Annotated in this window: 10 protein-coding genes and 1 pseudogene; 2 read left to right on the forward strand and 9 right to left on the reverse strand. The window is 73.9% G+C overall.

Annotated elements, in window-relative coordinates:
* Nucleotides 1-6: 6 nt before the first annotated feature.
* Together AB0435_RS21970 and AB0435_RS21975 are read right to left on the reverse strand one after the other, a co-directional pair.
* Nucleotides 7-435 (reverse strand): RidA family protein, encoded by a 429-nt coding sequence (locus AB0435_RS21970; protein ID WP_366005279.1) that lies wholly within the window; start codon nucleotides 433-435, stop codon nucleotides 7-9.
* Nucleotides 432-1,556, reverse strand: a complete 1,125-nt coding sequence (locus tag AB0435_RS21975) for an acyl-CoA dehydrogenase family protein (RefSeq protein ID WP_366427750.1) — start codon at nucleotides 1,554-1,556, stop codon at nucleotides 432-434. The genes AB0435_RS21970 and AB0435_RS21975 overlap by 4 nt, the downstream gene beginning before the upstream one ends.
* Nucleotides 1,557-1,741: 185 nt before the next feature.
* On the opposite strand from AB0435_RS21975, the gene AB0435_RS21980 reads away from it, so the two are divergent.
* On the forward strand, nucleotides 1,742-3,382 hold the full coding sequence (locus tag AB0435_RS21980; protein WP_366005281.1) for an AMP-binding protein: 1,641 nt from the start codon (nucleotides 1,742-1,744) through the stop codon (nucleotides 3,380-3,382).
* Complete coding sequence (locus tag AB0435_RS21985) at nucleotides 3,375-4,214, forward strand: PaaX family transcriptional regulator C-terminal domain-containing protein (protein WP_366005282.1); 840 nt, start codon at nucleotides 3,375-3,377, stop codon at nucleotides 4,212-4,214. Before AB0435_RS21980 ends, AB0435_RS21985 begins: the two co-directional genes overlap by 8 nt.
* Nucleotides 4,215-4,229: 15 nt before the next feature.
* On the opposite strand, the gene AB0435_RS21990 is transcribed toward AB0435_RS21985, so the two are convergent.
* From AB0435_RS21990 to AB0435_RS22020, 7 genes and pseudogenes are all read right to left on the reverse strand, one after another.
* Entirely contained in the window at nucleotides 4,230-6,488 is a 2,259-nt protein-coding gene (locus tag AB0435_RS21990; RefSeq protein ID WP_366427751.1) for a bifunctional salicylyl-CoA 5-hydroxylase/oxidoreductase, read from the reverse strand.
* A gap of 2 nt (nucleotides 6,489-6,490) precedes the next feature.
* A complete protein-coding gene (locus tag AB0435_RS21995; RefSeq protein WP_366427752.1) occupies nucleotides 6,491-7,318 on the reverse strand; it encodes an enoyl-CoA hydratase family protein in 828 nt (275 codons plus the stop codon).
* 197 nt (nucleotides 7,319-7,515) lie between these two features.
* The gene (argF, locus tag AB0435_RS22000) at nucleotides 7,516-8,517 is read right to left on the reverse strand and encodes an ornithine carbamoyltransferase (RefSeq protein ID WP_366005285.1); all 1,002 of its coding nucleotides are present in this window, start codon (nucleotides 8,515-8,517) and stop codon (nucleotides 7,516-7,518) included.
* A 75-nt stretch (nucleotides 8,518-8,592) separates the two neighbouring features.
* A complete protein-coding gene (locus tag AB0435_RS22005) occupies nucleotides 8,593-9,849 on the reverse strand; it encodes an arginine deiminase (RefSeq protein ID WP_366427753.1) in 1,257 nt (418 codons plus the stop codon).
* A 225-nt stretch (nucleotides 9,850-10,074) separates the two neighbouring features.
* Nucleotides 10,075-11,385: pseudogene (locus tag AB0435_RS22010) on the reverse strand (AAA family ATPase); the annotation flags it as partial.
* An 11-nt stretch (nucleotides 11,386-11,396) separates the two neighbouring features.
* A complete protein-coding gene (locus tag AB0435_RS22015) occupies nucleotides 11,397-11,576 on the reverse strand; it encodes a hypothetical protein (RefSeq protein ID WP_366005287.1) in 180 nt (59 codons plus the stop codon).
* Between the two features lie 105 nt (nucleotides 11,577-11,681).
* Entirely contained in the window at nucleotides 11,682-12,362 is a 681-nt protein-coding gene (locus AB0435_RS22020; RefSeq protein WP_366005288.1) for an NUDIX hydrolase, read from the reverse strand.
* Nucleotides 12,363-12,366: the final 4 nt, after the last annotated feature.

Genomic DNA, 12,366 nt, shown 5'->3' on the forward strand with positions numbered 1-12,366 from the left:
GCCCGGCTACGGCAGGACGGCGATGCCGTCGAGTTCGACCAGCGCCGTCTCGTCCCAGAGCCGGGTCACGCCGACGACCGCCATGGCCGGGTAGTCCCGGCCCGCCTGCCGGCGCCAGACGCGGCCGAGTTCGGCGGCGTGGGCGCGGTAGGCCGCGACGTCGGTGGTGTGCACGGTGACGCGGGCGAGGTGGTGCGGTGCGCCGCCGGCGGCGCGGAGGGCGGTGAGGAGGTTGGCCAGCGCCCGCGCGAACTGCTCCGGCAGGCCGCCCGCCACCACCCGGCCGTCACCGTCGAGCGCCGTCTGCCCCGCGAGGAACACCAGCCGCCCGCCGGTCGCCGTCACCGCGTGGGTGAAGCCGGAGGGAGGCGACAGCTCGCCGGGGTTGATCCGGCACAGGGCCGCGTCCGGGTCCGGCGGGGGCGGTGGGTTCATCGGTAGAGCTCCTTCGCGATGACGGTGCGCTGGACCTCCGTGGCGCCCTCGTAGACGCGCGGCGCGCGGACCTCGCGGTAGAGGTGTTCGAGGAGGTGGCCGCGCCGCAGCGCGCGGGCGCCGTGGATCTGGACGGCCGCGTCCACCACGTACTGCGCGGTCTCCGTGGCGAACAGCTTGGCCATCGCCGAGCGGGCCGCGACGCCGGGCTCCCCCGCGTCCAGGGCCTCGGCCGCCGCGTACACCAGGAGGGCCGCGGCCTCGGTCCGGGTGGCCATCTCGGCGAGCTGGTGGGAGACGGCCTGGAGGTCCTTCAACGGGCCGCCGAACGCCTGGCGTCCGCCCGCGTGGGCCACGGCCGCGCCCAGCGCGGCGCGGGCCATGCCGACGGCGAACGCCCCCACGCTCGGCCGGAACACCTCCAGCGTGCCCATGGCCACGCGGAAGCCGCCGCCCACCTCCCCGACGACCTCCTCCGGCTCCGCCCGGACCCCGTCGAAGGTGAGCGTGCCGACCGGGTGCGAGCTCAGCATGTCCAGCGGCTGCCCGCCCAGGCCCGGCCGGCCGCCGGGCACGAGGAAGGCCGTGATGCCACGGGAGCGGGCGCCCGGGCCGGTGCGGGCGAAGACCGTGTGCAGGTCGGCCCCGGGGGCGTTGGAGATCCAGCACTTCTCCCCCGTCAGCCGCCAGCCGCGCCCGTCGGGCTCGGCCCGCAGCTCCAGGGCGGCGGCGTCCGACCCGGCGCCCGGCTCGCTCAGCGCGAACGCGGCGACGGCGCGGCCCGCCACCACCTCGGGCAGCCACCGCGAGCGCTGCGCCCCGGTGCCGTACCGGGCGACCGGCGCGGCCCCCAGGCCCTGGAGGGCGAGGGCCGTCTCCGCCTCCGTGCACTCCATGGCGAGGGACTCGCGCAGCAGGCACAGGTCCATGGCGCGCACGGGCCCGTCCGCCGGGAAGAGGCGGGCCAGGAGCCCGAGTTCACCGAGGGCGGCGACGAGCGGGCGGTTGACGCGGCCGGGCTCGCCCGTGGCGGCGAGGGGGCGCAGCCGCCGCGCGGCGAGGGCCCGCAACTCCGCGCACCAGGCGCGCTGTTCCGGGTCGAGGGCGAACGAAGGGGCCACCGGCCGCCTCCCTCCCGGTCCACTCGGTCGCTTATCGCGCTGTGTTGACTGCCGTCACCAACTCGCTACGCTGACAGCGGATCCGTACGGCTGGCAAGACCCCGTCCGTTCCTTGCCCGTCCCTTGTCTGACCGTTGTCTGTCTCTTGTCCATCCCATTCCTCGGCACGAGGGGGCGTCCCGGCGATGGAGCTCGAGCCGTCGGCCCACGCCGACACCTTCCCCCGCGACCACCTCCCGCCCGCGAACGAGTGGCCCGCGCTCCGCTTCGACCTGGCGGACCACCCCCCGCTGCGCTACCCCGCCCGGCTCAACTGCGGTGCGGAGCTGCTGGACGCGACGGTGGACCGGCTGGGCGCGGACCGGCCCGCCGTGCGCGACGGGACGGGCGGCGTCTGGTCGTACGGCGAGCTGCGGGGGCACGTCGACCGGATCGCCCACACGCTCACCGGCGACCTCGGTGTGGTGCCCGGCAACCGGGTGCTGCTGCGCGGCCCCACCACGCCGTGGCTGGCGGCCTGCTGGCTGGCGGTGATGAAGGCGGGGGCCGTGGCAGTGACCGTTCTCGCCGCGCACCGCCCGCAGGAGCTGGCGACGGTCTGCGAACTGGCCCGGATACGGCACGCGTTGTGCGACAGCAGATCGCTGGCCGACCTGGAACGGGCGTCCGTGACCTCCTTACGGGTCACGCCGTACGGCGGAAGCGCACCCGGCGACCTTCTGCGGCTGGCCGCGGACAAACCCTCATCGTACGCATCCGTCGCGACCTCCGCCGACGACGTCGCCCTGATCGCCTTCACCTCCGGCACCACCGGACGGCCCAAAGGCTGCGCGCACTTCCACCGGGACGTGCTCGCGGTCGCCGACACCTTCTCCGAGCGAGTGCTGCGGCCCCGCCCCTCCGACGTCTTCGCGGGCAGCCCGCCGCTCGGCTTCACCTTCGGGCTCGGCGGTCTGGTGATCTTCCCGCTGCGGGCGGGCGCCTCGACGCTGCTCGCCGACTGGCACGGCCCCGAGCGGCTGCTGGAGGACATCGAACGGCACGGCGTCTCCGTGCTGTTCACCGCGCCGACCGCCTACCGCGCCATGCTCGCCCGGCTGGGCGCGTACGACACCTCGTCCCTGCGCCGGTGCGTCTCCGCGGGCGAGCACCTGCCGGCCGCGCTCTGGCACGCCTGGCGGCGGGCCACCGGCCTGCGGCTCATCAACGGCATCGGCGCCACGGAGATGCTGCACATCTTCATCTCCGCCGCCGACGAGGACGCCCGCCCCGGCACGACCGGAGTGCCGGTGCCCGGCTACGAGGCGCGCGTCGTCGGCACGGACGGACAGCCCGTGCCCGACGGCCAACCGGGACTGCTGGCCGTGCGCGGACCCACCGGCTGCCGCTACCTCGCGGACGACCGGCAGCGCGCGTACGTACGGGACGGCTGGAACCTCACCGGCGACACCTGTGTCCGCGAGCCCGACGGCCACTTCCGCTACGTCGCCCGCGCCGACGACATGATCATCTCGGCGGGCCACAACATCGCGGGCCCCGAGGTCGAGGAGGCGCTGCTGCGCCATCCGCAGGTGCTGGAGGCGGCCGTCGTCGGACGGCCGGACGAGCGGCGGGGCGAGGCCGTCGTCGCCCATGTGGTGCTGCGGCCGGGCGTGCCCCGGACCGCGGAAACCGCCGAGGAGCTGAGGGAGTTCACCAAAAAGGAGATCGCCCCGTACAAGTGCCCTCGCGAGATCGAGTTCCACGATGCCCTTCCCCGCACGCCCACCGGCAAGCTCCAGCGCTTCCGACTGCGTACCGGAGCTTTACAGTTTCCCCGTGACTGACCAGCAACCACCGCACACCCCTCGGTCCCTCATCGTCACTTTCTACGGCGCGTACGGTCGCACCCGCGCCGAACAGCCGGCCGGCCGCACCGTGCCGATCGCGGCACTGATCCGGTTGCTGGCCACCGTGGGCGTGGACTCGCCCTCGGTACGGTCCGCCGTCTCGCGGCTCAAACGCCGCGGGCTGCTCGTCGCGGGCCGCACCCCGCAGGGCGCGGCGGGATACGGACTGTCCGACGCAGCCCGGCAACTGCTCGACGACGGCGACCGGCGCATCTACGGCCGCGCGGCGACACGTCCCGCGACCGGCTGGCTGCTGGCCGTCTTCTCGGTGCCCGAGGAGGAGCGGCACAAGCGTCACCTGCTGCGCTCCCGGCTGGCCCGGCTGGGCTTCGGCGCGGCCGCGCCCGGGGTGTGGATCGCGCCCGCGCACGTCCACGAGGAGACCCGGCACACCCTGCAGCGCCTCGAACTGGACTCCTACGTCGACCTGTTCCGCGGCTGCCACCTCGGCTTCGAGCCGACGGCGGAGGCGGTGGCCCGGTGGTGGGACCTGGAGTCACTGGCCGGCCGGCACCGCACCTTCCTGGCCGCGCACGAGCCCGTGCTCCACCGGTGGGCACGGCGCCGGACCGTACCGCCGCAGGAGGCGTACCGCGACCACCTCCTCGCCCTGGACTCCTGGCGCCACCTCCCCTACGCGGACCCGGGCCTGCCACCGTCCCTGCTCCCGGCGGACTGGCCGGGGGTACGGTCCGCGCGCGTCTTCGCGGGCCTGCACGCGCGGCTGCGCGCGGCGGGGTCGCGGTTCGTGGACGCGGCCCTGGCCTAGGCCGGTGGCCGCGGCCTACGTCCCCCGCCCCGTCGGCGGCCTCCGGCTGCCTGCCCGGTAGGGGGCGGGCCACGGCGCGGACGCGCCCTCGTAGCCCTGCTCCGCGGCCGCGTGCAGGGTCCATTGCGGGTCGTAGAGGTGCGGGCGCGCGAGGGCGCAGAGGTCGGCGCGGCCCGCGAGGATCAGGGAGTTGACGTCGTCCCAGGAGGAGATGGCGCCCACCGCGATCACCGGGACGCCCGCCTCGTGACGGATCCGTTCGGCGAAGGGCGTCTGGTAGGAGCGGCCGTACGCGGGCCGCTCGCCGGGGACGACCTGGCCGGTGGAGACGTCGACGGCGTCGGCGCCGTGACCGGCGAAGGCGCGGGCGATCTCGACGGCGTCCTCGCCGGTCGTCCCGCCGTCCGCCCAGTCGGTGGCGGAGATCCGTACGGTCATGGGCCGGCCGGCGGGCCAGACGGCCCGGACCGCGTCGAAGACCTCCAGGGGGTAGCGCAGCCGGGCGGCGAGGGGGCCGCCGTAGGCGTCGGCGCGCCGGTTGGTGAGCGGGGAGAGGAAGCTGGAGAGCAGATAGCCGTGTGCGCAGTGGAGTTCGAGGAGGTCGAAGTCCGCGCGGGCGGCCGCTTCGGCGCTGCGGACGAACTGCCCGCGGATGACCGCCATCTCGGTGGCGCTCAGGGCGTGCGGCACCTGGTTGACGCCGGGCCGGTAGGGCAGGGCGGAGGGGGCGACGACGGGCCAGTTGCCGTGCGGCAGCGGCTGGTCGATGCCTTCCCACTGGCGCCGGGTGGAGCCCTTGCGCCCGGAGTGGCCGAGCTGGACGCCGATGGCCGCGCCGGGCGCCTGGGTGTGGACGAAGCCGGTGACCCGGTGCCAGGCGCTCTCGTGCTCCGGCGCGTACAGGCCCGTACAGCCGGGGGTGATGCGCCCTCGGGCGCTGACGCAGACCATCTCGGTCATCACCAGCCCGGCGCCGCCGAGGGCGCGGGCGCCGAGGTGGACGAGGTGGAAGTCGCCGGGAGTGCCGTCGACGGCGGAGTACATGTCCATGGGCGAGACGACGACACGGTTGCGCAGGGTCAGCCCGCCCAGCCGGAAGGGGGTGAACATCGGCGGGGTGCCGGGAGGTATGCCCGCCTCCGCCTCCACCGAGGCGACGAAGTCCGCGTCGCGCAGGCGGAGGTTGTCGTGGGTGACGCGGCGGCTGCGGGTGAGGAGGTCGAAGGCGAACCGGCGGGGCGGGCGGCCCACGTGGACGGCGAGGTCCTCGAACCATTCGAGGCTGGCGCGGGCGGCCCGCTGGGTGGATTCGACGACGGGGCGGCGCTCGGCCTCGTACGCCGTGAGCGCCTCGGTGACCGGGGTGGCGCCCTGGAGGTGCGCGGCGAGGGCGACGGCGTCCTCGACGGCGAGCTTGGTGCCGGAGCCGATGGAGAAGTGGGCGGTGTGGGCGGCGTCGCCGAGGAGGACGGTGTTGCCGTGGGACCAGCGGGCGTTGGTGACCGTGCGGAAGGCGGTCCAGGCGGAGCGGTCGGCGCGCAGAGGGCGGCCCTTGAGGAGGCCGGCGAAGTAGGCGCCGCACCGTTCGACGGAGGTGGCCTCGTCGCAGCGGTCGAGCCCGGCGCGCCGCCAGACCTCCTCGCGCATCTCGACGATGACGGTGCTCGCGCCGGGTCCGCCGCCCGTGGGGCGGGCGTAGGGGTAGGCGTGGAGCTGCATCAGCCCGTGCTCGGTCTCGGCGATCTCGAAGCGGAAGGCGTCGAGCGCGAATTCGGCGGAGAGCCAGATGTAGCGGCAGCGGTGTGTGGTGAGGGTGGGCCGGAAGTGGTCGCGGTGGGAGTCGCGTGTGGCACTGTGCACGCCGTCGGCGGCGATGACGAGGTCGTGGGAGCGGGCCAGTTCGGCGGCGGGCGGCGCCTCGGTGCGGAAGCGGAGGTCGACGCCGAGCTCGCGGCAGCGGGCGTGGAGGATCTCCAGGAGCCGGTGCCGGCCGAGGGCGGCGAAGCCGTGGCCGCCGGAGGTGAGGGTGCGGCCCCGGTGCACGATGTCGATGGCGTCCCAGCGGACGAACTCCGCGCGCAGGGCGGCGTGGACGGCCGGGTCGGCGGTCTCGATGCCGCCGAGCGTCTCGTCGGAGAGGACGACCCCGAAGCCGAAGGTGTCGTCGGGGGCGTTGCGCTCCCAGAGGGTGACCCGGCGGTCGGGGCCGAGACGTTTCAGCAGGGCGGCGGCGCCGAGGCCGCCGGGGCCGCCGCCGATGACCGCGACCCGCATGCTCACCGCCCTCGCCAGACCGGCGGCCGCTTCTCGGTGAACGCGGCGTGGAACTCGGCGTAGTCGGCGCTGTTCATCAGCAGCGCCTGGGTGGCGGCGTCGAGTTCGACGGCCGCGGCGAGGGGCATGTCGAGCTCGGCGGTGAGCAGGGCCTTGGTCTGGGCGTGGGCGAGGGCGGGCCCGGCGGCGAGGCGGTGGGCGAGCGACCGGGCCGCCGCGGCCGCGCCGCCCTCCTCGGTAAACTGGCTGATGAGGCCGATCCGTTCGGCCTCCTCCGCGCGTACGGGTTCGCCGAGCATCAGCAGCCGGGTCGCGTGGCCGAGGCCGACGACACGGGGCAGGAGGTAGGCGGCGCCCATGTCACCGCCGGAGAGGCCGACCCTGGTGAAGAGGAAGGCGAAGCGGGCGGTGGGGTCGGCGACGCGGAAGTCCGCGGCGAGCGCGAGGACGGCGCCGGCGCCCGCCGCCACGCCGTGCACGGCGGCTATCACGGGGAACGGGCACTCGCGCAGGGCGCGCACGACCTGTCCGGTCATCCGGTTGAAGTCGAGGAGGCGGCCGGTGTCCATGGCCAGGGTGGCGCCGATGATCTCGTCGACGTCACCGCCGGAGCAGAAGCCCCGGCCCTCGCCGCCGAGGACGAGGGCCCGTACGCCGCCGTCGCGCGCGAGCTCGGGCAGCAGGTCGCGCAGGTCCGCGTAGGCGCCGAAGGTGAGGGCGTTGAGCTTGCCGGGGCGGGAGAGGGTGACGGTGGCGACGCCGGAGTCGACCGCGAGGCGCAGGTGCCGCCATTTCTCGGTGCGGGGTGCGGAGCCGGTGAACGGGGCCATGGTGCGGACTCCTTCAGCCAGAGGGCTGGTGCCTGCTCCGTGAAGTTATCACCGTGCTGTGACTGTCGTCACGGGTGCGCGATAGGGCAGGCTGCTGCCCCTGCTTCTGGGTGCGGGTTCGTTTCGCTCCCTGAACCGGGGCTGCGCCCCGAACCCGGCACGACTTCGCCGCGTTGCCCTCGATCGCAGGCCCACCGTCAGTCCCCCAGCGTCGCCACCAGCACCGCCTTGATCGTGTGCATGCGGTTCTCCGCCTGGTCGAAGACGACGGAGTGCGTGGACTCGAAGACCTCGTCGGTCACTTCCAGCGACGTCAGGCCGTGGCGCTCGTGGATCTCGCGGGCGACCGTCGTGCCGAGGTCGTGGAAGGCGGGCAGGCAGTGCAGGAACTTCACCGCCGGGTTGCCCGTGGCCCGCAGCACGTCCATGGTGACGGCGTACGGCGCCAGCAGCGCGATCCGCGCGTCCCAGACCTCCTTGGGCTCGCCCATGGACACCCACACGTCGGTGGCGACGAAGTCCGCGTCGCGCACGCCCTCGGCGACGTCCGCGGTGAGCGTGAGGCGCGCGCCGCTCTTCGCGGCCAGCCGCCGGGCCTCGGCGATGACCTCCGGGGAGGGCCAGAGCTCCTCGGGCGCCACGATGCGGACGTCCATGCCGAGGATCGCCCCGGTGATGAGGTAGGAGTTGCCCATGTTGTAGCGGGCGTCGCCGAGATAGGCGTAGGCGACGTGCTCCAGCGGCTTGGCCGTCTGCTCGGACATCGTGAGCACGTCGGCGAGCATCTGGGTCGGGTGCCACTCGTCGGTGAGCCCGTTGAAGACCGGCACCCCCGCGTACGCCGCGAGCTCCTCGACCACTTCCTGGCCGTGGCCGCGGTACTCGATGGCGTCGAACATCCGGCCGAGGACCCGGGCGGTGTCCCGGACGGACTCCTTGTGACCGATCTGCGAGCCCACCGGGTCGAGGTACGTCGTACGGGCGCCCTGGTCGGCGGCGGCGACCTCGAAGGCGCAGCGGGTGCGGGTGGAGGTCTTCTCGAAGACGAGTGCGACGTGCCGGCCCCGGAGCCGCTGCTCCTCGACGGCCGCCCGCTTCGCGGCCTTGAGCTCGGCGGCGAGCTCGACGAGGCTGCGGAACTCCTCGGCGGTGAAGTCCGTTTCCTTCAGGAAATGACGTCCCTTGAGGTCTGTCGCCATGGGGTGGGCTCCTAGCTCACGACTACGGGAAATCGGAAGTATATACGATCGAACGTATGGGTATTCAATGCTGCCTCAGCCCCGGCCGACCGCGTCCCGTTCGATGGGACAGCTCATGCAGCGCGGCCCGCCCCGGCCGCGCCCGAGCTCGCTGCCGGGGATGGTGATGACCTCGATGCCGTGCTTGCGCAGGTAGGTGTTGGTCGTCGCGTTGCGCTCGTAGGCGACCACCACACCCGGCTCGATCGCCAGCACGTTGCAGCCGTCGTCCCACTGCTCGCGCTCCGCCGCGTGCACGTCCTGCGTCGCGGTCAGCACCCGGATCGAGTCGAGGCCGAGCGCGGCGGCGATCGCGCGGTGCATGTGCTCCGGCGGGTGGTCGGTGACCTTCAGCTCGCGCTCGCCCACCCCCGGCTCGATGGTGTACGAGCGGAGCATGCCCAGCCCGGCGTACTGCGTGAAGGTGCCGCCGTCCACCATCGTCATCACGGTGTCCAGGTGCATGAACGCGCGCCGCTTCGGCATGTCCAGGGCCACGATCGTGCGGGCCGAGCCGGTGGCGAAGAGCCGGTGGGCGAGCATCTCCACGGCCTGCGGCGTGGTCCGCTCGCTCATCCCGATCAGCACCGCGCCCGCGCCGATGACGAGCACGTCGCCGCCCTCGATGGTGGACGGATAGGCGGCCTGCCCCTCGGACCAGACGTGGAAGCCGCTCTCCTCCGCCCCCCTGTCGAAGCCCGCCGCGAACAGCGGGTGGTGGCGGTAGACCGCCTCGTAGTGCACGGTCTCGTGCCAACGGGCGGGCCAGCGCATCGCGTTGACGCACACCCCGTCGTAGATCCAGGCGGAGGTGTCGCGGGTGAAGAGGTGGTTGGGCAGCGGGTTGAGCAGGAAGTCGTCCAGGTCCATCGCGTGGAAGCGCACCGAGACCGGCTCCGGGTAGCGCTCCAGGAACTCCCGCTTCGTCATCCCGCCGACCAGCCAGGAGCCCAGTTCGGGGGCCCGCATCCCGTCGAACGCGGCCCGCAGCCGGCCCGTGGCGAGCGGCCCGTACTCCTTCTCCTCGAAGACGCGGTCCAGCACGTGGGAGCGCGCGCCCGGCACGGCCAGGCTCTCCTCCAGCAGGTCCTGGAAGAAGTGCACCGCCACCCCGCGCTCGCGCAGCACGTCGGCGAACCCGTCGTGCTCCGCGCGCGCCCGCCGCACCCAGAGCACGTCGTCGAAGAGGAGCGCGTCCTTGTTGGACGGCGTCAGCCGCTTGAGCTCCAGACCCGGGCGGTGCAGTATGACGCGGCGCAGCCGCCCGGCCTCGGAGTCGACATGGAATCCCATCCCTCCATCCTGACCTGGATCACCCGAGATCACGCGGTGCACCACGGCGGAACATCATCGCGGCGAGCGGCCACCAGGGCCTGTCCGGCGGATCTTGTGGTCGGTGCTGCGGATGGTCGTCGTCCGCACCACCGCTACGCGGCGGCTCCCCCAGCGGCCTCACGATCATCCCGGAGAGCGCCCGGACGACGAGGACGGCGCGGGGCCGGCGCGATAGCTGTCCGCCCCGCCCCGCGCCCCGGCGGCGAGCGGCCTCGCCGGCTCGCACCAGACCTGCTCGGCGGGTACGTCCACGAGCTCGCGCTCGGGCCAGCGCAGGGCCGTCAGCCTGCCGCCGAACACGGCGCCCGTGTCGAGGCAGACGGTGTTGTTCAGCCAGTCGGCCGAGAGAGTCGGGGTGTGGCCGTGGACCACGGCGGCGCGGCCACGGTAGTCCTCGGCCCACTGACGGCGCACCGGAAGGCCGAACTCGTCGGTCTCCCCCGTCGTGTCGCCCCACATGGCGTGCGCGCGGACCCTGCCGGACGTACGGCCGTGATACCTCTCCGGCAGCCCGGCGTGGCAGACGACGAGGGCACCGCCGTCCAGGACGTAGTGGCTGATCAGGGATGCGATGAACGCGCCGACCCGCTCGCGGAACCCCTCGTCCTCCCGGTCGAGCTGCTCGACCGTCGCCGCCAGACCGTGGGTGATCTTGACCTTGCGGCCGTCGAGATGCCGGCCGAGCTTGTGCTCGTGGTTCCCGGAAACGCACAGCGCGTGCCCGGCGGCGACCATGCCCATGACCAGGCGCAGTACGCCGGGGCTGTCCGGGCCCCGGTCGACGAGGTCGCCGACGAAGACGGCCGTCCGCCCCTCCGGGTGCGCGGCGTCCACCGGGCGGCCCGCCTCGTCGCGGGTGAGGGCGTAGCCGAGCCGGGTCAGCAGAGTCTCCAGTTCGGAGCGGCAGCCGTGGATGTCACCGACGATGTCGAACGGGCCGGTGAGATGGCGCAGGTCGGTGCTGCTTCGCTCGCGGACGACCTCGGCGGACTCCGCCTCGGCCACGCCCCGCAGAACGTGCACCGTACGGAACCCCTCGCCCTCCATATGCGCCGGCGAGCCGCGCAGTTCGCGCCGGTGGCGCTGGACGACCTCGCGCGGGAGCGCGGCACGCTCCGGGCGGGAGCTGTTGCGGGCGGCGCAGACGTCCTCGGGCATGTCCAGGACGATCGCGACGGGCGGCACGTCGTGCTCACGCGCCAGCCGTACGAACCGCCGGCGGCTCTCCGGCCGGACGTTGGTCGCGTCGACGACGGTGAGCCGCCCGGCCGCGAGGCGCTTGGCCGCGATGTACTCCAGCACGTCGAACGCGTCGCCGCTGGCGCTCTGGTCGGTCTCGTCGTCGGCGACCAGGGCGCGGCAGAAGTCCGAGGAGAGCACCTCGGTAGGCGCGAAGTGCCGTGCGGCAAAAGTGGACTTGCCCGATCCGGTGGCACCGACGAGCACCACGAGGCAGAGGTCGGGCACACCGAGGGAACGGACACTGCCGCCCATGGCGTTCACGGTCATGCGGACCCCGCCTCCAGGAGCAGCGCGGCCGTGCGGCGCTCGGCGGCCGCCTCGGGGTGGCAGGCATGGGCGACACCGCACGCGGTCGAGAACCGCCGCGCCGTGCCGGGGCGCCGGTGCGGCGGGAGCGTCAGGCCGATGGCTGGGGCCTCTGTGGTGCCTGTTGTCGGGAACACACCCTTGAGTATCACCGCATTCGTACGGTAACCCCACATCCTTTTCCGCTCAGCGGTCCTTTCCTCTCAGCTTCCGCTCAGCCTCCGCTCAGCGGTCCCGCCGCGTCACAGCGCACCGCCGCCCAGCACGCCGCGCAGCCGCGCGCGGGTCAGCGCGGCGATCGTGAAGGCGCAGGTGATGGTCCCGTCCGCGATCATCGCGGCCACCTCCGGCCACGGCAGGGTGACCGCCCGCCGGATGCCCTCGGCGGCGTCGAGGGCCCCGACGCGCTCGACGCGGGCCGCGTACAACTCGACGTGGTCACCGAGCAGTCCGCTGTCCGGATGGACCCGCCCCAGCGGGATCAGCTCCGTGGGCGGGGTGCCGAGCTCCTCGGCGAGCTCGCGCGCGGCGGTCTCCGCGCCCGGGGCGCCGGGCAGGCCCATGCCGCGCGGCAGCTCCCAGTGCCAGGCGCGGGTGGCGTGCCGGTAGTGCTCCACGAGAACGACGCCGTCGGCGCCCACCAGGGGAAGGATCACGGCTCCGGGGCCGGTGGCGGTGGACAGCATCCGTACGTACAGCCCCAGCGAGCCGCCGGGGAAGCGGACCGCGTCGCGTACGACCGTGACGAACCGGTCGGCGTACACCACGCCGACCTGCTCGTCCTCACCGCAGCCCGCGCTCCGGCGCGCCTCCTCGACAGCGTCCGGGTCGAGGAGGATGTCGATGCCGCCCGGGTCGTTGCCGAACAGCTCCGGGCGGTCGGCACGCAGACGGTCGTACGCGGACGCGGCTTCTTCTCGCACTGGT

This window comes from Streptomyces sp. NPDC051173, assembly GCF_040689515.1.
Taxonomy (GTDB): Bacteria; Actinomycetota; Actinomycetes; order Streptomycetales; family Streptomycetaceae; genus Streptomyces.